Origin of the sequence: Mycolicibacter hiberniae, assembly GCF_010729485.1 — a bacterium.
GTDB classification, from domain to species: Bacteria; Actinomycetota; Actinomycetes; order Mycobacteriales; family Mycobacteriaceae; genus Mycobacterium; species Mycobacterium hiberniae.
The window spans coordinates 3,912,211-3,937,139 of sequence record NZ_AP022609.1 but is presented as its reverse complement, the minus strand read 5'-3'; the positions used below and the strand labels follow the sequence as shown (position 1 = coordinate 3,937,139).

At 72.2% G+C, this 24,929-nt stretch carries 11 protein-coding genes and 1 pseudogene; 8 read left to right on the top strand and 4 right to left on the bottom strand.

Translation table 11 applies throughout. From position 1 onward, the window contains the following. Positions 1-594: 594 nt before the first annotated feature. Entirely contained in the window at positions 595-6,942 is a 6,348-nt protein-coding gene (locus G6N14_RS21280) for a beta strand repeat-containing protein (protein ID WP_163787240.1), read from the bottom strand. Here G6N14_RS21280 and G6N14_RS21275 point away from each other — a divergent pair. Genes G6N14_RS21275 through G6N14_RS21270 form a run of 3 tightly spaced genes read left to right on the top strand, consistent with a single transcriptional unit; the run spans position 6,865 to position 10,167 of the window. Then, a complete protein-coding gene (locus tag G6N14_RS21275) occupies positions 6,865-9,189 on the top strand; it encodes a hypothetical protein (RefSeq protein ID WP_163787239.1) in 2,325 nt (774 codons plus the stop codon). The genes G6N14_RS21280 and G6N14_RS21275 overlap by 78 nt on opposite strands. Before the next feature lie 31 nt (positions 9,190-9,220). After that, positions 9,221-9,664: a hypothetical protein gene (locus tag G6N14_RS18370; RefSeq protein WP_163787237.1), complete on the top strand. Its 444-nt coding sequence runs from the start codon at positions 9,221-9,223 to the stop codon at positions 9,662-9,664. Beyond that, positions 9,550-10,167 carry a hypothetical protein gene (locus tag G6N14_RS21270; RefSeq protein WP_163787235.1) on the top strand — a complete coding sequence of 206 codons (618 nt, stop codon included), beginning with the start codon at positions 9,550-9,552 and terminating at the stop codon, positions 10,165-10,167. Before G6N14_RS18370 ends, G6N14_RS21270 begins: the two co-directional genes overlap by 115 nt. Here G6N14_RS21270 and G6N14_RS18360 read toward each other — a convergent pair. From G6N14_RS18360 to G6N14_RS18350, 3 genes and pseudogenes are all read right to left on the bottom strand, one after another. Further along, complete coding sequence (locus tag G6N14_RS18360) at positions 10,164-10,415, bottom strand: hypothetical protein (protein WP_163787233.1); 252 nt, start codon at positions 10,413-10,415, stop codon at positions 10,164-10,166. The genes G6N14_RS21270 and G6N14_RS18360 overlap by 4 nt on opposite strands. A 4,888-nt stretch (positions 10,416-15,303) precedes the next feature. Continuing rightward, positions 15,304-15,810: pseudogene (locus G6N14_RS21495) on the bottom strand (hypothetical protein); the annotation flags it as partial. 596 nt (positions 15,811-16,406) lie between these two features. Further along, positions 16,407-16,955, bottom strand: a complete 549-nt coding sequence (locus G6N14_RS18350; RefSeq protein WP_234808810.1) for a hypothetical protein — start codon at positions 16,953-16,955, stop codon at positions 16,407-16,409. Between the two features lie 77 nt (positions 16,956-17,032). Here G6N14_RS18350 and G6N14_RS18345 point away from each other — a divergent pair, with 77 nt between their 5' ends. From G6N14_RS18345 to G6N14_RS18325, 5 genes are all read left to right on the top strand, one after another. Next, positions 17,033-18,424, top strand: a complete 1,392-nt coding sequence (locus tag G6N14_RS18345) for a decaprenylphosphoryl-beta-D-ribose oxidase (RefSeq protein ID WP_085134395.1) — start codon at positions 17,033-17,035, stop codon at positions 18,422-18,424. Further along, positions 18,425-19,189: a decaprenylphospho-beta-D-erythro-pentofuranosid-2-ulose 2-reductase gene (locus tag G6N14_RS18340; RefSeq protein WP_085134394.1), complete on the top strand. Its 765-nt coding sequence runs from the start codon at positions 18,425-18,427 to the stop codon at positions 19,187-19,189. Next, on the top strand, positions 19,189-21,054 hold the full coding sequence (locus tag G6N14_RS18335; protein WP_085134393.1) for a galactan 5-O-arabinofuranosyltransferase: 1,866 nt from the start codon (positions 19,189-19,191) through the stop codon (positions 21,052-21,054). Before G6N14_RS18340 ends, G6N14_RS18335 begins: the two co-directional genes overlap by 1 nt. Continuing rightward, the gene (locus G6N14_RS18330; protein ID WP_234808811.1) at positions 21,051-24,290 is read left to right on the top strand and encodes an arabinosyltransferase domain-containing protein; all 3,240 of its coding nucleotides are present in this window, start codon (positions 21,051-21,053) and stop codon (positions 24,288-24,290) included. Before G6N14_RS18335 ends, G6N14_RS18330 begins: the two co-directional genes overlap by 4 nt. A 136-nt stretch (positions 24,291-24,426) precedes the next feature. Further along, the gene (locus G6N14_RS18325) at positions 24,427-24,774 is read left to right on the top strand and encodes a hypothetical protein (RefSeq protein ID WP_085134397.1); all 348 of its coding nucleotides are present in this window, start codon (positions 24,427-24,429) and stop codon (positions 24,772-24,774) included. Positions 24,775-24,929: the final 155 nt, after the last annotated feature.

Sequence of the window (24,929 nt, the reverse complement as noted above, 5' to 3'; positions counted from 1 at the left end):
CGTCTGTCGCGGTTCAGCCATGCGTGGCGATCAGGAGTTTATTAATAGATCATCAATGGATCTCAGCAGGAATGGCGAGTTTGCTGGATTCACCACGCCGGACGACGCAGCGGCGCCATTCCTGAGTTCGCCGACTCGCGAATTCCGGAACGTTCCGGCGCCCGCGAATCCGGACCCCGCCGGGCGCTGGGGCCCCGAGACCTTTCGCGGGCATCAGTTAATGGCAGTTCCCACCGTTATTACTGGTGCGCCGGCCATTCTTCCGGCTTTTGGCTATTGACGGGGCAGCCATCCACCCGTGGAACCTTGCGGCCGGCATGGGCGGCTCGAGCGACGCCCGCCGCCGGTGGCGACGGCGTTGCTGGCCGATAGCTGTTCGGTGGCTGTCCAAGTGCTGTCAAGCAGCTTTACAAAGTTGCCGTGGGCGCCGTGGACGTCGTCGGCGCGACCTGCACCGTTTGTTGCCGTTGGGCTTGACCAGGGCCGCCCAGGCAGCCCCTAAGCCGTCTAGACGCCGGCGCGGTGAACCCGGCCGCCGCAACCAGCGTCAACTGGTCGCGGCGGCCGGTTTCGGAGGCGAAGCGTTGCCTGCGGCTACGGCTTGTTGCTGCCGGTGGGAAGGTTGATGATCTGCCCGTCGGTGTGCTGGTTGGCACCGTTGATGAAATCAGCGGATCCCCCAGCGCCGGGCGACTCGGGCCCACTGTTGTCGGCACCGGTACCGGTGCCGCCGCTACCTGCCGTCACGCTGCCGTTGGTCCACGAGCTGCCACCGGGGTCGCCGGCCGCATTGTTCGCGGTGATGTGGACGTATCCACCGTCGCCGCCGACCCCGCCGACTCCTATCCCGTCCCCGCCGGTACCGCCGACAACCTCGACATTGGTGGCCTTGGCGTTGGTGCCCAACGCGGTGATCTGCGAGATCCCGTTGTAGCTGATGCCGCCGCCCTTGCCGCCGTCGACGCCGTTGCCGCCGGTACCACCGGTGGCAGACCCACTGGCCTCGGCACCGGCACCGGTGGCCCCGATGCTGCCGCTGGTTCCGTTCCCGCCGACCGAGTTGAGGCCTTTCGCGGAGCCGCCGTCGCCACCGATCACGGTGCCATGAGCCAGGCCGCCATCGGCCGCCACGTAGTTACGCCCGGCCCAGATGTTCGCGCCACCGGCGTTACCACCCACGGCACCGATCCCGTCGGCTGATCCTCCGGTTCCACCGGTCGTGTTGCCGTAGGCAGTGCCGTCACGCTGCGCCTCGATAAACGTGGCGCCGCCTTTACCACCGGTACCGCCGTTTACGGCGTCACCACCAGCACCACCGGTCGCCGAACTATCCACACCACCGTCAGCGGTCACCTTGCCACCGCTGAATGCAGTGACCAGGGCATTGCCCCCCAACCCGCCGGTACTACCGCTGCCGTCACCGGCACCGCCGTTGCCGCCGGTGGCTACCGCCCCAGTGATGGTGCCGCCGCTCGCGGCGGCAATGGTGGCCGCGCCGCCACCACCGCCCGCACCGCCGTCGGTGCCCTCACCGGCGTGGCCACCGATCGCGGAACTGTTGGTGATCTTGCTGCCTGTCCCGGTCGCGATCAGGCTCGCCGCACCGCCGGCCGCGGTGTTACTGGCGTCGCCGCCGGTGACCGTGCTGTTGGTGATCACGCCCCCGTCGCTGACGGTTGCCGTCGCCGCGCCGCCGGCGAAGTTGGCACTGTTCTGCCCGCTGGTGATGGTGGTGTTGGTCAGGCTGCTGCCGGCGCCACTGACGGTCAGCGAGTTGTTGGCACCATTGGCACCGTTAACGCCATTGAGCCCGCCAGCCAAGCCGTCGCCGCCGACAACCTGGCCATCGGTGATGGCGCCGTTGTTGGTTGCCGTCATGGTCGCCGTACCGCCGCTGCCGCCACTGCCGCCGGCACCGGTCGCTGAACCGTCGCCGCCACGTCCACCGTCACCGCCGGTAGCGGTGCTGCCATCGGTGTCGGAGGTGGAGGTGATGACCCCGCCGCTGTTGGCGGTGATGGTGGCGTTGCCACCGGCGCCACCCACACCACCGGCTTTGCCGACAAAGTCGCTGTGGCCGCCGGCACCGCCGTCACCGCCGGTGGAGGTGCCGGACACATTGGCGGTTCCGATGGCCTGGACCCAAGCCCTGCCGCCCTTGCCGCCGTCGCCGCCGGCCACTCCGGTGCCACTGTCACCGCCCTTACCGCCGACGGCCGTACCGCTGGCCGTGGGGTTGTCACCGGGATTCGTCGGGTTCTGGCCGATGATGGCCGCGTTTCCGCCGTCGCCGCCGGTGTGCCCGTCGCGGCCGATGCCGCCGGCGCCGGCGGTCGCCGATCCCGAAGCGTGGCCGGTCGTGGCCCCGAGGTTGCCGAAGCCACCGTCGACTGAGGCGTTGCCGCCCTTGCCGCCCGTGCCGCCATCGAAGGCGGCACCGCCGGCGCCGCCGATAGCAGTGCCAGTCGCCGTGCTGTTGGGGCCGGCTGCCTCAACGTAGGCAACGTCGCCATCGCCGCCGGTACTGCCCGCCCCGGTTGCCGTGCCCCCGGCGCCGCCTATGGCTGTGCCCGTGGCCGAGCTGCCCGTCGTGTCACCGTATTCGTTGCCGTAGCCGCCCAGGATGTAGCCGGCGGCTCCCGCTCCTCCCATGCCGCCGTCGAGGCCGTCGCCGCCTTTACCGCCGGTGCCACTGCCTTCCGCGGTGGCACTGCCGGCGGCTCCGGTGCCGTAGGCCGTCACCGAACCTTCGGCGCCGGCACCACCGGTCCCGGCGCCGGTGGCGATGCCGCCGGCACCACCAGCGCCGAGCCCCTTGGCGTTGCCGCCGCCGAGGGCCTGGACCGCTCCTAGGCCCCCTGCGCCACCCTTGCTGCCGACACCGTCGCCAGCACCGCCGTTACCACCGGTAGCCGGACCGCTGGCCGTACTGCCAGCACCGTCGGCCGTCACGAGGCCGTTGCCCGCTTTGCCGCCCTGACCGCCGTTGAGGCTGTTGCCGCCTTGGCCACCGCCAGCAGATGCGTCGGTCACGGCACCGCCGTTGGTGGCCGCTATCGTGCCGCTGCCACCGGTACCGGCGTTGCTGCCACTGCCGGCGTTCCCACCAGTGGCATCACTGTTGGTCACGCTGCTGTTCGCACCCGAAGCCGTGATCGAAGCCGTGCCACCAGCGACGGCGCCGTTGGAGTCACCCGCGGTGGCGGTGCTGTTGGTGACCACGCCACCGTTGGTGGCAGTGAGGCTGCCGTCCTGTCCGGCAGCGCCGTTACCCAGTGCACCGCTGCCGCCGTCGCCACCAGACGCGGCACCACTGGCCGCGCTGCCAACCCCGTCGGCCGACACCGATCCCTTACCGCCGGCGCCACCGGTGCCCACGCCGGCGTTGCCGCCGTCGCCGCCGACTGCGCCCGCCCCGGTTCCGTGCGCCGATCCGCCGTTGGTACCGCTGACCGTTGCCGAACCGCCCGCACCTCCAGCCTTACCGGCCACGGACGCGGTGGCGTCACTTCCTGCACCGCCAGCGCCACCGGTAGCCGCACCACCGGCCGTGCCGCCGTTGGCGACGACGGTGGCGTTGCCACCGAGGCCTCCAGCCCCACCCACTCTGGTTGTGAAGCCGTCACCGCCCGCGCCGCCCTGGCCGCCGGTAGCAGAAGTGGTGTCGTGACCATCGCCGTCAATGGTGTTGGTCACGGTGCCGCCGTTGTGCGCCTCAATGGACGCGGCACCACCGGCGGCGCCGGCACCGCCGTTCGCACCCGTACTGGCAGTGCCGCCGACACCGCCGGCTCCACCGGTCGCGGTGCCGCCCTGAACGATGCTCGCACCATCGGCAGAAATCGTCGCGGCGCCGCCAGTTCCGGCTGTGGTCCCCAGCAAGGCGCCCGTCGCGCCGGCACCACCGATGGCAGTGCCGGTGGCGCTGCTGGTGTCCGATGCCGTGACTGTCGCAGCACCGCCCTTACCGCCGGTCCCGCCGGCCCTGTCGGTGCCGCCCTCGCCTCCGTCGCCGCCGCGACCGCCGACGGCTGCGCCACCGGCCGTACCTCCGTTGGCCGTGATGGTGGCCGTTCCACCGGCACCGCCACTGCCGCCGGCCAAGCCGTTGTTACCGGCACCGCCGTCGCCGCCGTTGCCGCCCTCCGCCGATCCTCCAGCGGTGCCACCGTTGCTCGCCGAGATTGTGGCGGCGGCACCGGCGCCGGCGTTTCCGCCGATGCCGTCACTGCTGTCGCCGTTGTTGCCGCCGTTACCACCGAGCGCATGGCCGTCGATGATCTGGCCTCCGGTGGTGGCATTCAGGTTGGCGCTTGCACCCGCGGCGCCACCAGCGTTACCGCCCGTGGCCGAACTCGCTTCGACGGTGCTGTTCACACCGTTCGCCTGGACCTGCGCTCCGCCGCCAGTGGCGGCAGCGCTGGCATTGCCGCCGGTTGCGTCACTGCCGGTAATGGTGGCGCCATTTCGGGCCTCGATCTGTGCGGTACCGCCGGTTCGGTTCAACACACTGTCACCGGCCGTCGCGGTGCTGCCCGTAACGCTGCTGTTTTCCTCGCGAGCCCTGATGTTGGCTTCTTGACCGTTAGCACCGTTGACGCCGTTGAGGCCGTCGCCGGCCCGACCACCAAGGGCGGTGCCATCAGCAGTGCTGTTCACTCCGAGGGCCTGGATGAAGCCCTGGCCACCCATGCCGCCCTTGCCGCCGTCTCCGGCGCCGCCGTCGCCACCCTGCCCGTGGCCGCTGGCCTTGGCGCCCGCGTTGAGGGCTGCGACCTGGCCGGTGTAGCCGGCGCCGCCCTGGCCGCCGTTACTCGCGTTGCCGCCATCACCGCCGACGGCGGTGCCATTAGCTTCGGCCAGCGGTGCACCGGCGCTGACGCCGGCCAGCCCGCCGGTCATCACGACCGCTTGACCACCACTGCCGCCGGTACCTCCGGTGCTGGCGTTGCCACCGTTACCGCCGGTCGCCGCACCCGAGGCGTGGCCTCCGGTGCCGTCGTACCCGGATTGCACGCTGCCGCCCGCACCGTTGCCGCCCTTGCTTGCGGTGCCGGTGGCGTCACCGCCGTTGCCTCCGGTGCCGACTCCGTGAGCACTGGCTCCGATACCGCCGGAAGTGGTGGCCCCGACGTAGCCGGTGGCACCGTTGCCGCCCTGGCCACCATCGGATCCGTCGCCGCCGTCACCGCCGGTGGCTGTGCCGCTGACCTCGGCCGTCGATCCGCTGCCGTGGACCCGGCCCCAGCCGCCGGTGCCGCCCTGGCCGCCATCACTGCCGGTGCCGCCGGCACCGCCCTGGGCGGTGGCGTCGTGCACGTTAGCGCCGGTCAAGGCCGTCACGCTCGCGGTGCCTCCGGCGCCGCCAGTACCGCCGACATTGCCGGCGCCACCGTCACCACCGATGACTGTGGCCTCGCTGACTGTCGCGCCGCCACTCGACTCGATACTGGCCGTGCCACCGCTACCCCCGACGCCGCCGTTGCTGTCGCCAGCCCCGGCGTCACCGCCGGTCACCGACGATTCAAAGACTTTGCTGTTGGCGCCGGACGCGGTGATCGTGGCCGCACCGCCGACTCCGGTGTCCGAACCCTCCCCGGCAACCGCGGTGCTGTCGACGATGGTCCCCCCGCTGGAGGCGGTGATCGAGGCCTTGCTTCCGGCACCGCCGGCTCCGCCGTCACCGCCGGTGGCGCTGGACCCGTCGACACTGCTTCCGGTGCCGTTGCCTCTGACCTCGCCCAAGCCGCCGTCGGCACCGGTGGCACCGTTGCCGCCGACAGCGATGCTGTCTTTGATGGTGTTATCGAGGCCGTTGGCCGCGACGATGCCCTGCCCGCCGGCGCCGCCGTTCACACCGCCCGCACCGTTGCCGCCGTTGCCGCCGATGCCGGTGCCCTCGACGGAGCTGTTGATGCCTCCGCCGGTCGAAGTCCCCACGCTGACGATGCCGCGGCCGCCGGCACCACCGGTGTTGCCCGCACCGGTGCCGGTACCGCCGGCACCGCCGTTGGCGGCGCCGCTGGCGTCGGTGTAGTTGCCCTGGGCGACCACCTGACCGAGCGCCCCGGCGCCGCCCTGACCGCCGTCGATGCCCGCACCTCCGGCGCCACCGTAGGTGATACCCGAAGCCTCGGATTCGGTCCCGAAGGCCAGCACGGTGGACTGGCCGCCGACGCCTCCCGCACCGCCGCCGGTCGCCGCACCGCCGACGCCACCGAAGGCCGACCCGGTGGCGCTGCTTCCTTCGCCGAGTAGCGGCTGGGGCGAGTAGCCGGTCTGGATCCAGCCGCCGCCACCGGCGCCGCCGACGCTGCCCGCGCCGTCGGCGCTGCCGCCGGCACCACCTATCGCGGTGCCGTCCGCGGTGCTGTCGACCCGCTGGGCGAACACTCCGCCCTGAGCGCCGGCACCACCGACGCCGCCGTCGGCGCCCGCCCCCCCGGCGCCACCGGTACCGATGCCGTTGGCAATGGCACCGGCCGCCGAGGCGACAACGTCGCCATTCCCGCCGGCACCACCAGTGCCCCCGGTGCTACCGGCACCGCCGGCACCACCGGTGGCCGTTCCGCTGGCTGAAGCACCGGCGGCCGTCGCCGCGACCCTGCCGCCGCCACCATTGCCGCCGGTGCCGGTGCCGGCCGCAGCCCCACCCTTGCCGCCGGTGGCGGCTCCGCTGGCGGAGCTGCCAGCGCCGTCGGCCGAGATCAGTCCCTGACCGCCCACGCCGCCGGTTCCGCCGGTGGCGGTGGCCGACCCGCCTCCACCGGCACCACCGTCGGCCCCGGTCGCCGTACCGCTCGCGGTACCCCCGTTGGTGGCCAAGACGGCCGCGCCGCCGCCACCGCCACCACCGCCGCCGCCGTGACCCGGTCCGGCTATGCCGCCCGCGGCGCCGGCACCACCGGCACCGCCCGTGCCTGCCATCGCGGAACTGCCCACGCCCGCACCCTGCAGGACACTGGCACCGGCACCACCGGATCCACCGTTGCCGCCGCCGCCGTGGGCGCCGCCGCTGTTACCGAGTCCGCCGGTCCCACCGTTGCCACCGTCCCCGCCGGCTTGGGCGCCGGCGTACGAGCCGGCGACAATGCCCTGTCCGGCACCGCCGGCACCGCCGTCACCGCCGGCGCCGCCGGCCCCGCCGTAGTTACCGCTGGCCGCGGGGTTGATGTTTGTGCCACCGACGCCACCGTCACCGCCTGCACCGCCGGCTCCGGCCTGGGCCGCGCTCCCGCCGTCACCGCCATCACCGCCGATGCCACCGTTACCGCCCTTACCGCCGACACCGATGCCGCCACTGAAGACGTCGCCGCCGGCGCCACCGCGGCCACCAGCCCCGCCGGATCCGCTGGCACCACCATCGGGGCCGGCGCTGCCGCCATGGCCGCCATTGCCCGCGTCGCCACCTGCGCCACCGTTCCCGCCGGTGTTGCCACCGCCGTCCCCTGCGGTCCCGCCGGCACCGCCGTTACCGCCTGCGCCGCCATTGCCGCCGCTGACGCTCGGACCTGTGGCGTCGAAGCCGGCGCCACCGTTGCCGCCCTTACCGCCGGCACCGCCGTCCACCAACTGTCCTGCGACGCCGCCTTTACCGGCGTTGCCGCCGTCGCCGCCGGCGCCACCGGCTTGGCCGGTCACGCCGTCGCTGGCGTAACCCTGTCCGTGACCACCGTTGCCGCCTGCCGCGCCGCTGCTGGAGGTTCCCGCCGAGGCGCCGTCCAGACCGTTGGTCCCAGCGCTGCCGCTGCCTGCACCGGCCTTACCGCCAGCACCGACGACCCCGCCGTCGGCGCCGTTGCCGCCTCGACCACCGGACCCGGCGATGTCGCCGCCGCCGCCGCCGGCGCCGTCCCCACCCTGTCCGGCCGTGCCGGCGTTGCCACCGCTGCTGCCGTTGCCTCCGTTGCCGTTGACGGCGCTGCCACTACCACCGTCACCACCGTTGCCGCCGGCACCACCAGCGCCGGCGTTACCACCGTTGCCACCGTCGCCACCGCTGCCGGCTGTGGCACTGGCACCGGCACCACCGTTGCCGCCGGCCCCAGCGGTACCGGCGTTACCGCCGTTTCCGGCGATGACACCGTCACCGCCCCTGCCGCCGGCGCCGGCGTTACCACCGGCACCCCCGGACGTGCCATTGTCTCCGGGGTTGACCCCGGCCTTACCCGAACCACCGGCAGCACCGTTACCACCCGCGCCGCCGTTTCCGGCCTTACCCGGGTTGTAGTCGTCGATCGTGGCGTGCTCATTGGTGCCCGCACCGGCGTTCCCGCCGGCACCGCCGGCACCGCCGCTACCGCCGGCCTTGCCGCTGCCCGCGGCGACCGTGCCGCCGTTGCCGCCAGCCCCGCCGCTGCCACCCCAGCCGCCGGGGCCCTGACCGCCGTTGCTGCCGCCATCAGTGCCGGCACCGCCCAAGCCGGCGTCACCACCGTTGCCGCCGGCGCCGCCGTTACCACCGTCGAGGCCACTGCCCGCCGCGGCGCTCTTACCACTGGCACCGCTGCCGCCCTGACCGCCCTGGCCGCCACGTCCGCCGTTGCCGCCACCGACACCGTTGATGCCGGCACCGCCGGCACCGCCCGTTCCGCCGGTGCCGCCCGCGCCGCCCGCACCGCCGTTGCCGTCGACATCGACTTGGCTGTTGGCCGCGCCCTGGCCGCCCCGGCCGCCCTGGCCACCGTCACCACCGGTGCCGTTCACACCGTCGATGCCACCGTTGTTCCCCGCACCACCGGCACCGGCATTACCGCCGTTGCCGCCATCGGTAGCCGCACCACCGTTGCCGCCGTAACCCCACTTGCCGACCCCGCCGGTACCGCCCTCACCGCCGGTACCACCGTTGCCACCGGCACCACCATTGGTGGCGTTGGTGCCGATCCCGGCATCCCCACCGGTCCCACCGTTGCCGCCGAGGCCGGCCGCGCCGGCAGCCAAACCGTCAAGGCCGCCGGTGTAGTTGCCCGAACCACCTCGCCCACCGTGGCCACCGGTGCCGCCGTTGCCGGCGTCACCACCGTCGGTGGCGATCCCGCCGCCCCACCGTACCACCCGTCGCCACCGACCACCGACCGTCCGCCCACCCGTCACCCTGTCCGTTACCGGTGCCGTTGTTCAATGCACCCGCTGCACCACCGTTGCCACCGGCACCACCGTCACCGCCGATGCCACCGGCACCGCCGTTGATGTTCGCGGTCGGGTACTTGGCCCCCACCGCGTGGTCCGCACCTTGGCCGCCGTTGCCGCCGTCACCACCATCGGCGCCCGCACCACCGTTACCGCCGCTGCCGGCATTGCCGGCTACCGCGCCGCTGGCGCCACCGGCACCACCGTTACCACCGGCACCGCCGGCCTGCCCGGCACCGCCGGCACGCCCGGCGTCGCTGGCCGGCAGACCCTGCGCCGGGTCGTTGACATTGCCGATGCTCTCCCCGGCAGCACCGGCGACACCATCACCACCGTCACCGCCGGCACCACCGTTACCCCTGCTGCCGCCGGCACCACCGGCCCGCCGTTACCGCCGCGATCCCCGGCGTTGACACCGTTATGGCCGTCGCCACCGGCACCGCCGCTACCGGCTATCCCGGTGATCTCGGTGCCGTCGGTACCGGCGTTGCCGTTCGTCGAACCCGTGCCCGCCGTACCGGCCTGGCCCGCCTGACCGACCTCACCACCCTGGCCGCCATCGCCGCCGTCGACATGGTCAGCGGTGCCGTCCGCACCCCGACCGCCGTCTCCGGCCGTGCCGGCGTTGCCGCCGTTGCCGGCGTCGCCGCCGACACCCGTGGCGCCGTCCGCACCGCCACCGGTGGAGGTGCCGCCGGTTCCGCCCGTGCCGCCCGTGCCACCGTTGCCACCGCTGCCGCCGGATCCACCGGCCTGCCCGGTGCCACTACCACCATTGGCGAACGAACCCTCAGCACCGGTGACGCCGTCGCCACCGTGTCCGCCGCTGCCGGCATTTCCGCCGTTGCCGCCGACGCCGCCGACGTGACCGGTGCCGCCCGCACCGCCGTCGCCACCCGCGCCGCCATTGCTTCCGCTTTCGCCGTTGTCGCCGGCGTTGACACCGTTTTGACCCTCATACCCGGCACCGCCGGCGCCGCCGGCACCACCATTGCCGCCATCACCCTGCGCAGCATGGGTGACACCGTCGGCTTCTAAGCCGCCCTGGCCACCGTTACCACCGGCACCACCGGCACCACCATTGCCACCAGAGACACCGGCGCTGGAGGAGTCAGCACCGGCGAAGCCCGCACCGCCGGCGCCACCACCGCCACCGACACCCGCCGCACCGTTGGTGCCATTGGCCGCCCCGCCGGTGCGGCCCACGCCACCGGCACCACCGGCACCGGCGTTACCGCCCGCACCACCGACGCCACCGTCACGACCATCGACATGCCCGGCGTCACCGGCCGCACCCCCGGCGCCCTTGCCACCAGCACCACCGGAACCGCCGGCACCACCGGCACCACCAAGACCCTGCAGGCCCGCCGACGAACCCGTGCCCCGGCACCACCAGCACCACCGGCACCACCATTGGTGCCCGACTCCACCACCGTCGCCACCGGCCAGCACCGCATCCGCACCGGTCTTACCGGTGTAGCCGACACCACCCTTGCCGCCGTCACCACCAGCACCACCAACACCGTCGGTAGCCCGCACGCCACCAACGTTCAGACCGCCCTGGCCACCGTTACCACCGGCACCACCGGCACCACCATTGCCACCAGAGACACCGGCGCTGGAGGAGTCAGCACCGGCGAAGCCCGCACCGCCGGCGCCACCACCGCCACCGACACCCGCCGCACCGTTGGTGCCATTGGCCGCCCCGCCGGTGCGGCCCACGCCACCGGCACCACCGGCACCGGCGTTACCGCCCGCACCACCGACGCCACCGTCACGACCATCGACATGCCCGGCGTCACCGGCCGCACCCCCGGCGCCCTTGCCACCAGCACCACCGGAACCGCCGGCACCACCGGCACCACCAAGACCCTGCAGGCCCGCCGACGAACCCGTGCCCCCGGCACCACCAGCACCACCGGCACCACCATTGGTGCCCGACTCACCCGCACCACCGTCGCCACCGGCCAGCACCGCATCCGCACCGGTCTTACCGGTGTAGCCGACACCACCCTTGCCGCCGTCACCACCAGCACCACCAACACCGTCGGTAGCCCGCACGCCACCAACGTTCAGACCGCCCTGGCCACCGTTACCACCGGCACCACCGGCACCACCATTGCCACCAGAGACACCGGCGCTGGAGGAGTCAGCACCGGCGAAGCCCGCACCGCCGGCGCCACCACCGCCACCGACACCCGCCGCACCGTTGGTGCCATTGGCCGCCGCGCCGGTGCGGCCCACGCCCCCGGCACCACCGGCACCGGCGTTACCGCCGGCACCACCGACGCCACCGTCACGACCATCGACATGCCCGGCGTCACCGGCCGCACCCGCAGCACCCTTGCCCCCGGCACCACCGGAGCCGCCGGCACCACCGGCACCACCAAGACCCTGCAGGCCCGCCGTCGAACCCGTGCCCCCGGCACCACCAGCACCACCGGCACCACCATTGGTGCCCGACTCACCCGCACCACCGTCGCCACCGGCCAGCACCGCATCCGCACCGGTCTTACCGGTGTAGCCGACACCACCCTTGCCGCCGTCACCACCAGCACCACCAACACCGTCGGTAGCCCGCACGCCACCAACGTTCAGACCACCCTGGCCACCGTTACCACCGGCACCACCGGCACCACCGGCACCACCATTGCCACCAGAGACACCCGCACCGGTCGAGTCAGCACCGGCGAAGCCCGCACCGCCGGCGCCACCACCGCCACCGACACCGGCCACACCGTTGGTGCCATTGGCCGCCGCGCCGGTCCGGCCCACGCCACCGGCACCACCGGCACCGGCGTTACCGCCGGCACCACCGACGCCACCGTCACGGCCATCGACATGCCCGGCGTCACCGGCCGCACCCGCGGCACCCTTGCCACCAGCACCACCGGAACCGCCGGCACCCCCGGCACCACCAAGACCCTGCAGGCCCGCCGACGAACCCGTGCCCCCGGCACCACCAGCACCACCGGCACCACCATTGGTGCCCGACTCACCCGCACCACCGTCGCCACCGGCCAGCACCGCATCCGCACCGGTCTTACCGGTGTAGCCGACACCACCCTTGCCGCCGTCACCACCAGCACCACCAACACCGTCGGTAGCCCGCACGCCACCAACGTTCAGACCACCCTGACCACCGTTACCGCCGGCGCCACCAGCACCACCATTGCCACCGGAGACACCCGCACCGCTGGAGTTGGCACCCGCGAAGCCCGCGCCGCCCTTACCGCCGGCACCACCCACACCGGCGGTGCCGTTCACCCCGTTAGCCGCCTGGACGCCGGCGCCGCTGAGGCCGCCGACACCGGCCTTGCCCGCGTCGCCGCCCGCACCGCCGTTACCGCCCGCGGTGCCATCCACATGGCTGGCGGTGCCATCGATACCGGTCGCGCCCGCCGCGCCGGCACCACCGTTACCCCCGTTGCCGCCGACTCCGCCGGCGCCGGCGGCACCGTTGTTGGTGCCCTGCCCACCGACACCGCCGACGCCACCGTTGCCGCCCGCACCGCCGTTGGTGCCGCTGGCCCCCGGTGTCGCTCCGGCTACGCCGGCAAGACCGTTGCCGCCCTTACCGCCGGCACCACCCGCACCGCCGTCACCCTGGGTGGCCCGACTGCCGTCGGTCTCCAAACCGCCCAGGCCGCCGTTCCCACCGGCTCCACCGGCGCCGCCGTTGGTGCCGTCGATGCGCCCGGTCGTTCCGTTGACGCCGTCGAAGCCCTTGCCGCCGGCGCCGCCCTTGGCGCCGATTCCGGCGGAGCCATCGGAGCCGCTCGCGGCGCTGGTTCCGTTGCCGCTGTCACCACCGGCGCCGCCCTTGCCGGCGTTGCCGCCGGCGCCGCCGGCCTGGCCTGCCGTGCCGTCGACATGGCTGGCGGTACCCGCGGCGCCGTCGGCGCCCTGCGCCCCGTCACCACCGGACCCGCCGTTGCCACCGACGCCGCCCACGCCGTGTTGGCCGGCGATCGTTCCGGCGCCGCCAACGCCACCGGCGCCGCCGGCGCCACCATTGCCGCCGTGCTCGCCGGCCGCCCCCGGGGCAGTCCCGTTCAAGCCCTCGTAGCCGGCCCCGCCCTTACCGCCGGCACCGCCGTCACCGCCGTTGCCGGAGGCCGCGCGGGAGTTGTCGGTGTTCAGACCACCGAGACCGCCCTTACCGCCGGCCCCACCGGCCTGGCCCGTCCCGCCATGCAGGGTGGCCTGCGTGCCGGCGGTTCCGTCTTGCCCGTCGGAGCCGCTGCCGCCGTTGCCGCCGACGCCGGCCGTTCCCGAAGCCGCCCGGGAACCGTTGGCCTGCAAACCGCCCACGCCGGCGTTGCCGCCGGTGCCGCCGTCGCCGCCCGCGGTGCCCGAAGGCGCACCGTTGTCCGAGCCGGCGTCGTACCCGGCGCCGCCGGCGCCACCATTGCCGCCCTTACCCGCGACGCCGTTGACGCCACTGGCGGCATAGTTGCCGTTGCCGGAGGCACCGCCGGCGCCGCCCGCTCCCGCGTTGCCACCGTTGCCCCCGTTGCCACCGGAACCGCCGTCGGGGTCGGCAGCGGTGCCGGCCGCGCCGACGCCGCCGTGCGCGCCATCGGTGCCGCTACCGCCCGCGCCGCCGACACCGCCCGTGCCGTGCACGCCCGCGATGGAGCCGGTCCCGCCGACACCACCGTCACCACCCGCGCCACCATTGCCACCCGACGTGCCGGCTGGCGCACCGGCGGCCACCGCGTTGTAGCCGGCGCCGCCCTTACCGCCGGCACCGCCGTCACCACCAAGACCCTGCGCAGCACGGGCAACGCCGTCGGCCTCGAGTCCGCCTTGACCGCCATTACCGCCGGCCCCACCATCGCCACCGGCCTTGCCGTCCGGGTTCAGTGCGGTGCCCGCCGCACCGGCAGCTCCGTCCTTGCCGTCACCGCCGTCACCACCGGCACCGGCCGCGCCCGAAACCGCGCGTGTGCCGTCTGCCTCCAGGCCGCCGCGGCCGGCATCACCGCCGGCACCACCGTTGCCGCCAGCCGTACCGGCCGTGGCCGTACCGTCGGACGCCGCGTCATACCCGGCGCCACCGGCGCCACCGCTGCCGCCCTTGCCGGCACTTCCCGCCGTGCCGCCGGCAGCCACCTGACCGCCGGCGCCCACGCCGCCGGCACCGGCCAGACCGGCATTGCCCCCGGCACCACCGGCCTGCCCGGCCAAACCATCCGGGTTCGCCGCGGTCCCCGCGGCACCGTCGGCACCGTCGACGCCGACGCCTCCGTCGCCACCGTTGCCGCCGATGCCGCCGGCGCCTTGCGTGCCGACCGCTCCCGCAGCGCCGCTGCCCATGAACCAACCACCGGCGCCGCCGTTGCCGGCCGTTCCGGAAGAACCTCCGTTGCCGCCGGCACCGCCGTTGCCGCCACCGTCCCCGTCGGCACCCGCGGCAGCACCGTCGACGCCGTCGGCGCCGTGGCCACCGGAACCGCCGTTGCCGCCGTCGCCGGCTGCGCCGCCGCGACCGCCGGAGCCGAACAGGTAGGCGCCCTTGCCGCCGTCGCCGCCGTTGCCGCCATTGCCGCCATTGCCGCCGTTGCCGCCGTTGCCGTCGCCCCCGTTGGCGAAGCTGCCGGCCAGGCCCGCGATGCCGGTGAAACCATCGCCACCGCCACCGCCGGCACCGGCAGTGCTGAACAGGCCCCACAGGGAGGCGTCGCCGCCGGCGCCGCCATTGCCGCCGGGAGTGCCCAGCGTGGTCGCCGTACCGCCGTCACCACCGTTGCCACCACTGCTGAACCAGGAGTACAGGCCCGCGTTTCCGCCATCGCCGCCGTTGCCGCCGTTGAGGCCGTCGCCGCCGTCACCACCGTTGCTCCACCAGCCGAAGAGGCTGCCGGTGCCGCCATTGCCGCCGGTGAATCCGTCCCCACCGTCGCCGGCGTCGCTGAACAGGGAGAACCAGCCGACGTTGCCGCCCTTACCTCCGTTGCCGCCGTTGCCGCTGACCCCGCTGACACCGCCGAGACCGCCGTCACCGGCGTCGCTGAACCATGCGAGGAGTGCGCCGTCGCCACCAGCGCCGCCGAAGCCACCATCGCCACCGCCGGCACCACCGGCGCCGGCCTGGCTGAACGCCGCAAACCAGCCGGCAGCCCCACCATCGCCCCCGACGCCACCGAAGATGCCGTCACCACCGGCACCGCCATCACCACCGAACAGGCCGCCCTGACCACCGGCACCACCGTCGATCAGGCCTTCCAGGCCGTCGGCGTCCCAGCCGTCCCCGCCGGAACCCCAGATCCAGCCGCCGGCCGCACCGTTGGGGTTGAGGGCCGTGCCGTCGGCACCGTCACCGAACGGCCGCAGCCAGTCGATGTCACCCCAGTTGAAGGTGGCGCCCGCGGATCCCGGCACGTCGAGCGAGTCCGCCCCGATACCGGCCACGGTCAGATCCGCCAAGATCGTGTCCCACACGGCCTGGTCGCCGAGGCTGTCGAAGAACGGTGACCAGCTGGCGGGGTCGAAAACCACCGTCCAGGCGTCCGGGTCCACCCAGTTGGCGCCCAGATCCGCAACCGCGGTCGCCAGTTCCTCCCCGAGCAGGTCGATCCAGACGTCCTCGATGTCGGCGTGTGCCGTCGGGGCCGGCGTCCAGGGCCCGAATCCGAACGCCAGGAACGCACTTATCGCGCTCCCCGCGCCGAACATGCGGCTGCGACGACCCTGAGAACGACCCTGACGATGGCGAGCCATATGGCTTATCCCCTTAACTGACGCACAACTACGGCACAGACGGAGTGGACGTTAACACATATTCACGTTCGGTCAACCGGAGTCCATCTCCGCAGACTGGCAGCCCCTACCGCGTCTAGTGAGCCTGTTTTCCGGCTTGCAAATCTGTGTAAGTGCACTTACGGCTGGAGTGGCAACGGGGTTTGTCACACTTTTTCGCACGCACCGGCACCGTCAGAAAATCTCAGCAAACGCTTGCAAGAGCTAGCGGAGTTTGCTGGCTACCGCCGCAACAGCGCGGCGCACTCCGCGGGAATAGCACCGATCGCGGCGAGTGGAACGAGCGCACGGCCATGCCTGGCGTGGGAACGGCGCGATGCCGGCGGCTCCCCGAGGCCGCGGCGACGGCGGCCCGAGACCTCGTCGGGCTTTTGTCGTGGGCGCGTGGGCGGGGCAGCGGCCGCTAGGGAAGAGCCGGTTGGCCGGCTCGTTTCGGGAAGGCCCGTAAAACAAAGCAGCACCGGCTGCGCCAATGGCGCAGCCGGTGCTGAACTGGATGTACTAACGGATTACTACTGCTCCTGGCAGAGGTCGTCCAGGACGTCGATCTGGCCACGCAGCTGGTCGCGCAGCGGCTGCTGCACCTCGTCGTCGGGGGCGTGCCCGGCCAGGTAGTTGATGCTCAGCGCCTCGAGGGTGTCGGCCATGTCGCCGACGGCCTTCGCGATGTCAGCCGGGGTTCCGGGGTTGGCGTTGAGGCTCTGGTGCAGGTAGGCGCCGCCGGCGAACAGCGAGAGCCGCGCGTTGGTGCCCACCGCCAGGTCACCGGCCAGGTCGCCCGGCACCGGGTTCTGCAGGTTGGTGTTGAACTGAGTGCCCTGCCGCACAACTGCCTGCGCGTTGCAGATGTTGCCCTTGGCTTCGGCACGCTGGTCGTCGGAGAACTTCTGGCCCGTCGACGGGTGGAACCACCCGAGGATGGCCAGAACAATGCCGATCACAGCCAGCGCGAGCGCGGCGATCGTGGGCACCGACAGCGCCGAGGCGGAAGTGGAAGATTGCGGAAAACCCGCGCTCTTGGGCTTGGCGGAGGACGTTTCGCTAGGAGAGGTCTCAGGCATTGCGCGATCGTAACGGGACAGGTCCGTTTAGTCACGCCGAATGGGGATCCGGCGCGTTGCCGGTACCCTCATGTGCGATGTTGAGCACCGAGCTGCAGACCACACCGCGCCGCCTCACCGGTTGGGGCCGCACCGCGCCGAGCGTGGCGCAGGTCTTGTCGACCCCGGATGTCGAGCTCATCGCGAGCGCCGTGGCCCGCACGGCCGAGCAGACGGGCCGTGGCGTGATCGCCCGCGGCCTCGGCCGCTCCTACGGTGACAACGCCCAAAACGGCGGCGGCCTGGTGATCGACATGACCGCGGTCAACCGGATCCACTCGATCTCGGCGGATCGCGGCATCGTCGACGTCGACGGCGGCGTGAGCCTGGACCAGTTGATGAAGGCCGCCCTGCCCTTCGGGTTGTGGGTTCCGGTGCTGCCGGGAACCCGGCAGGTCACCATCGGCGGGGCGATCGCCTGCGACATCCACGGCAAGAACCACCACAGCGAAGGCAGCTTCGGCAACCATGTGCGGTCTATCGAGCTGCTGACCGCCGACGGTTCGGTGCGCCACCTCGAACCGGACAGCCCCGACAAAGAGACAGCCGCGCTGTTTTGGGCCACGGTCGGCGGCAACGGCCTCACCGGCATCATTCTGCGCGCCACCATCGCCATGACGCCCACCGAGACGGCGTACTTCATCAACGACGGCGACAACACCAGCACGCTGGACGAGACCATCGCGTTCCACAGCGACGGCAGCGAAGCCAACTACACCTATTCCAGTGCCTGGTTCGACGCGATCAGCCCGCCGCCGAAGCTGGGTCGCGCCACCATCACCCGCGGGCGCCTGGCCCTGCGCGACGAACTGCCCAAGAAGCTGGCGCGCAACCCGCTGAAGTTCGACGCTCCGCAGTTGATGACGGTGCCCGACATCTTCCCCAACGGGCTGATGAACAAGTTGAGCCTGAGCACCATCGGCGAGCTGTACTACCGCCGCGGCGGCCACTATCGCGGCAAGGTGCAGAACCTGACGCAGTTCTATCACCCGCTGGACCTGCTGGGTGAGTGGAACCGCGGCTACGGTTCGGCCGGCTTCGCGCAGTACCAGTTCCTGGTGCCCACCGAGGCCGTCGAGGAGTTCAAGAGCATCATCGTCGATATCCAGGCCAGCGGGCACTACTCGGCCCTGAACGTGTTCAAGCTGTTCGGGCCGGCCAACGCAGCTCCGCTGAGCTTCCCGATGCCCGGCTGGAACGTGTGCCTGGACTTCCCCATGAAACCCGGCCTCAACGAGCTGCTCAACGAGCTCGACCAGCGGGTGCTGGAATTCGGCGGGCGGCTCTACACCGCCAAGGACTCCCGCACCACCGCGGAGAACTTCCACGCCATGTACCCGCGCATCGACGAGTGGATCGCGGTGCGCCGCAAGGTGGATCCCGACGGGGTCTTCGCCTCCGATATGGCCCGACGTTTGGAGCTTGTGTAGATGGTGTTCGACGCGACCGGTAATCCCCAGTCGATTCTGCTGCTGGGCGGCACCTCCGAGATCGGCCTGGCGATCTGTGCGCGCTACCTGCGCAACGCCTCGGCGAGCGTGGTGCTGGCCTGCCTGCCCGGCGACCCCGGCCGGGACGGGGCGAAGGCACAGATGGAGGCCGCCGGCGCGAAGTCGGTGCGGATCGTCGACTTCGACGCGCTGGACACCGCGAGCCATCCGGCGATGATCGACGCCGCCTTCAGCGACGGCGACATCGACGTGGCGGTGGTTGCCTTCGGCATGGACGCCGACGCCGAGGAGCTGTGGCACAACCAGGCCAAGGCCGTGCAGGTCGCCGAGATCAACTACACCGCAGCGGTTTCGGTGGGGGTGCTGCTCGCGGGCAAGATGAGCGCCCAGGGCTTCGGGCAGATCATCGCGATGAGCTCGGTGGCCGGCGAGCGGGTCCGCCGGACCAACTTCGTCTACGGGTCCACCAAAGCCGGCCTGGACGGTTTCTACCTGGGCCTGGGCGAGGCGCTTCGCGAGGACGGGGTGCGGGTGCTGGTGATCCGGCCCGGGCAGGTGCGCACCCGGTTCTCCGCGCACGTCAAGGAAGCCCCGCTGACCGTCGACAAAGAAGACGTCGCCGAACTGGCGGTGACCGCGGCGGCCAAGGGTAAGGAAATCGTCTGGGCGCCAGGGGCGTTCCGCTACGTCATGATGGTGCTGCGGCACGTTCCGCGGGCGATCTTCCGCCGGCTGCCCATCTGATGCGCACCGCGCTGACCACCGTCGGTCAGATGATGCTGGCCGCCGCGGTGGCCGTCGTCGTCGCGGTGGTCGCGCTGACGGCGATCGCGCGGGTGCAGTGGCCGGCGTACCCGTCGTCGAACCAACTGCACGCCCTGACCACGGTGGGGCAGGTCGGCTGCCTGGCCGGGCTGGCCGGGGCGGCGTGGTTGTGGCGGCGTGGCCGTCAGGCGTTGGCCCGGCTCGCCGCGGTGGTCTTCGTCTCGGCGTTCTCGGTGGTCACCCTGGCGATGCCGCTGGGCGCCACCAAGCTCTACCTGTTCGGGATCTCGGTGGACCAGCAGTTCCGCACCGAATACCTGACCCGGCTGGCCAACAGCCCGCGACTGCACGACATGACCTATCTGGGGCTGCCGCCCTATTACCCGCCGGGCTGGTTCTGGCTCGGCGGACGCGCCGCGGCCTTCACCGGCACGCCGGCTTGGGAGATGTACAAGCCGTGGGCGATCACCTCGATAGCGATCGCCGCCGCCGTGGCGATGGTGCTGTGGAACAAGATGGTCCGCTTCGAGTACGCGCTGCTGGTCACCATCGCCGGAACCGCGGTGACACTGGCCTACAGCTCCCCGGAGCCCTACGCGGCCATGATCACCCTGCTGGCGCCTCCGGTGCTGATCCTGGCCTGGTCCGGGCTGCGCGCAGCCGGCCGGGGCTGGGCGGCGCTCGCCGGTACCGGTGTCTTCCTGGGTTTCGCCGCCACCTTCTACACCCTGCTGGTGGCCTACAGCGCCTTCACGGTGACGTTGATGGCTGTGCTGGTGGCGGCCTCGCGCGCGGTCCGGCGTGCCGGTCTTCGGGCCACGCTGGAACCGCTGGCGCGGCTGGCGGTGATCGGTGTGATCGCCGCGGCCATCGCCTCGATCACCTGGACGCCCTACCTGCTGACGGCGCTGCACCATCCGATCGGCGAGACCCGCGGCGCCCTGCACTACCTGCCGCGCGACGGCGCCGAGCTGAGCTTCCCGATGCTGCAGTTCACCCTGTTAGGAGCGCTGTGCCTGCTGGGCACCCTGTGGCTGGTGGTCCGCGCCACTGAGTCGACCCGGGCCGGTGCGCTGGCGATCGGCGTCATCGGCGTCTACCTGTGGTCCTTGTTGTCGATGCTGTCCACCCTGGCGCGCACCACGCTGCTGAGCTTCCGGCTGCAGCCGGCGCTGACGGTGCTGCTGGCAACCGCCGGGGTCTTCGGCTTCATCGAGGGCGCCCGCGCGCTCGGCGGGGCCGCCCGCGGCTGGCACCGCATCGTCTACCCGGCAGCGACAGCGGTGGGCGTGGCCGGGGCGATCGCCTTCAGCCAGGACATCCCCGAGGTGCTGCGGCCCGACATCACCGTCGCCTACACCGACACCGACGGGCACGGCGAGCGCGGCGACCGCAGACCGCCGGGCGCGGCGAAGTACTACGAGGCCGTCGACGCCGCCATCACCGCGGCCACCGGTAAGCCGCGGGACCAGACGGTGGTGCTCACCGCCGACTACAGCTTTTTGTCCTACTACCCCTATTGGGGGTTCCAGGGCCTCACCCCGCACTACGCCAACCCGCTGGCCCAGTTCGCCGCGCGCGCCGCCGCCATCGAGGCCTGGTCCAAGCTGGAGACGGCCGAGGAGTTCACCCGCGCGCTCGACGACTTGCCGTGGCCGGCGCCCACGGTGTTCCTGATGCGGCCCGGTGCCGGTGACACCTACACGCTGCGGCTGGCCAAGGACGTCTACCCCAACCATCCCAACGTGCGGCGCTACACCGTGGAACTCGACGCGGCGCTGTTCGCCGGCCCGCAGTTCCGCGTCCAGGAGATCGGTCCGTTCGTGCTTGCCATCCGCACCTGACAGACGCCGCCGAACGCCCCGATAGCATCTGCTCCGTGACCGAAACGTGCGCCGACTACCGGATCGCTCGGGCCGTCGCCGTCGTCGCCGGCGTGCTGGGCAGCCTTCTGGCAATCCTGACCCCGTTGTTACCGGTCAAACAGACCACCGCAGAACTCAATTGGCCGCAGAACGGCGTGCTGAGCAGCGTGCAGGCTCCGCTGATCAGCTACGTGGCGACCGACCTGGACATCAGCGTGCCGTGTCAGGCGGCGGCCGGCCTCACCCCGAGCAAGTCGGTGCTGCTGTCCACGGTGCCCAAGCAGGCGCCCAAGGCTGTCGACCGCGGCCTGCTGATCCAGCGCGTCAACGACGACCTGGTTCTGGTGGTGCGCAACGTGCCGGTGGTGGTGGCGCCGCTTTCGGCGGTGCTCGGCCCGGACTGCCAGAAGCTCACCTTCACCGCGCACGCCGACCGGGTCACCGCCGAGTTCGTCGGCCTCAAGTACGGCCCCAACGCCGAGCACCCCGGCTCACCGCTGACCGGGACCCGCAGCGGCTATGACTTCCGGCCGCAGATCGTCGGTGTCTACACCGATCTGAGCGGGCCGGCGCCGGCCGGGCTGGAGTTCTCCGCCACCGTCGACACCCGCTACTCGAGTGCACCGACCGCCCTCAAGCTGGCCGCGATGATCCTGGGCGTGGCGCTGACCATCGCCGCCCTGATCGCCCTGCATGTGCTCGACACCGCCGACGGAATGCGGCACCGGCGATTCCTGCCGGCCCGCTGGTGGTCAGCCTCGCCGCTGGATGTGCTGGTCACGGCGGTGCTGGTGTGGTGGCACTTCGTCGGCGCCAATACCAGCGACGACGGCTACATCCTGACCATGGCGCGGGTGTCGGAGAACGCCGGCTACATGGCCAACTTCTATCGCTGGTTCGGCACCCCCGAAGCGCCGTTCGGCTGGTACTACGACCTGCTGGCGCTGTGGGCACACGTCTCGACCAGCAGCATCTGGATGCGGCTGCCCACCCTGATCATGGCGCTGGCCTGTTGGTGGCTGATCAGCCGCGAAGTCCTCCCCCGGCTGGGCCACGCCGTCAAGCACAGTCAGGCTGCGGCCTGGACCGCGGCCGGCATGTTCCTGGCGTTCTGGCTGCCGCTGAACAACGGCCTGCGCCCCGAACCGATCATCGCGCTGGGCATCCTGGCGACCTGGTGCTCGGTGGAGCGCGCGGTGGCCACCAGCCGGCTGCTGCCGCTGGCGATCGCCTGCATCATCGGCGCGATGACGCTGTTCTCCGGTCCCACCGGGATCGCGTCGATCGGCGCGCTGCTGGTGGCGATCGGGCCGCTGCGCACGATCTTGCACCGCCGCTCCAAGCAGTTCGGGCTGGCGCCGCTGCTGGCGCCGATCGCCGCGGCGGTCAGCATCACCGCGATCGTGATCTTCCGCGACCAGACCCTGGCCGGGGAGATCGAGGCCAGCACACTCAAGTCTGCGGTAGGCCCGAGCCTGGCCTGGTTCGAGGAGCACGTCCGCTACGAGCGGCTCTTCCTGGCCACCCCCGACGGTTCGGTGGCGCGCCGCTTCCCGGTGCTGGCCCTGGCGCTCGCGTTGGCGGTGTCGGTGGCCGTGGCGCTGCGCAAGGGCCGGATTCCCGGTACCGCGGCCGGCCCGAGCCGGCGCATCATCGGGATCACCATCATCTCGTTCATCGCGATGATGTTCACCCCCACCAAGTGGACGCACCACTTCGGCGTGTTCGCCGGCCTCGCCGGGTCCCTGGGCGCGCTGGCCGCCGTCGCGGTGAGCGCCGCGGCGATGCGCTCCCGGCGCAACCGGACGCTGTTCACCGCGGTGGTGCTGTTCATCACCGCGCTGTCGTTCGCCAGCGTCAACGGCTGGTGGTACGTCTCCAACTTCGGCGTGCCGTGGTCCAACGCCTTCCCCAAGTGGCATCTGGCCTTCGCCACCATTGGGGTGGCGCTGACGGTGGCCGCCGCACTGGTGGCCGCGTGGTTCCACTTCCGCAACGGCGCCGAGCGCACGCCGCGCTGGACGGCGCTGTCCGGCTATCCGCTGGCCATCGCCTCCTGGTTGCTGATCGTGTTCGAGGTGGTCTCGCTGACCGCCGCGATGATCGGGCAGTACCCCGCCTGGACCGTGGGCCGCTCCAATCTGTCCGCCATCCCGGTCCTGGGATCCGGCCGGACCTGCGGGCTGGCCGACGACGTGCTGGTGGAGCAGGACCCCACCGCCGGCATGCTCACCCCGATCGACAGCCCGGTGGCCGACGCGTTGAGCGCCGGGTACGCAGCCGGGTTCATGCCCAACGGGATCCCCGACGACGTCTCGGCCGACCAGGTGATCGGCCCGCCCGGGCTGGGCCGGCTGGCCGACGACGACGACGCGCAGGCCGCCGGCGGGGAGGCCGGTACCGAGGGCGGCACCACCGCGGCCGAGGGCGTCAACGGTTCCCGGGCCCGGCTGCCCTACAAGCTCGACCCCGCCCGGGTGCCGGTGCTCGGCAGCTGGCGGCCCGGCCTTCAGGTGCCCGCGTTGCTGCGGTCGGCCTGGTACCGGCTGCCCGCCGACCGGGCCAACGCGGGACCGCTGCTGGTGGTGGCGGCGGCGGGCCGCTTCGACCGCGGCGAGGTCACCGCGCAGTGGGCCACCGAGGCCGGCGCCGCCAACGACAAGCCGGGCGGCACCGTGCAGTTCGGGGACATCGGTGCGGTCCCGGCGTGGCGCAACCTGCGTGCGCCCATGTCGTCGATCCCCGCCGAGGCCACCCGTATCCGGCTGGTGGTCCGCGACGACGACTTGGCTCCGCAGCACTGGATCGCGGTGACGCCGCCGCGTGTCCCGCAGCTGAGCACCCTGCAGGAAGTGGTGGGCTCGGAGGACCCGGTGCTGCTGGACTGGCTGGTCGGCCTGGCGTTCCCCTGCCAGCGCCCGTTCGGTCACCAGAACGGGGTGACCGAGGTGCCCAAGTGGCGGATCCTGCCGGACCGGTTCGGCGCCGAGGCGAACTCGCCGGTGATGGACAACAACGGCGGCGGCCCACTGGGCATCACCGAGCTGCTGGTGCGCGCCACCACGGTGCCCAGTTATTTGAACCACGACTGGTTCCGCGACTGGGGCGCTCTGCAGCAGTTGACGCCGTACTATCCCGCGGCCACGCCGGCGCAACTGGAACTGGGAACCGCGGTGCGCTCCGGGCTGTGGAGCCCGGCGCCGCTGCGGCACTGAGCTCCGTCACACCTTTCACTCGACTGTCGGGTGTCCCAGTGGCCGCATCCGTCACCGGACTCGGTGGGTGTGAGGGTTGCCCACCTCTCAGCGACTGACGCCCGTCGTGTCGGACCACGGTGTCAGGGTGCGGCACATGACGAACTTGAGGTCCTTGCGCGGCATCGAGCTGCGCTACGTACTGACGCACCATCTGCTGCACCACGGGACGTGCAGCATCGCCGAACTGGCCGCGGAGCTGGACTCGCGAGGCTTCTGTGTCCAGGGGCGGCCGTCCAAAGCGATCTCGGACGCCCTGCGGTGGGAACGCGAGCACGGCCGGGTGTTTCGGCGGGGCCGGGGCCGCTACGGGCCCGCGCGGGTTCCGCGCAGCACCGAATACCGCATTCACCGACGGGTGATGGCGCTGCGGGCGCAGGCAACCGGTGACGGCGCTGCAGGCGCGGCAACCGGTGACGGCGCGGCGGACCAAGGCAGCCGGTGACGCGCCGCCGACCCAGCCGGCCGGTGATGGTGCAGCTCCGGCGCCGCGGACCTCCTCCGCAGCCCGACATAGCGTGGGTTGTCGCGCAGAGGCGGGCAACAATCACATATATCCGGGCCGCGCGCGAGACCGCCGGACGGCCCGGATTCCCCACC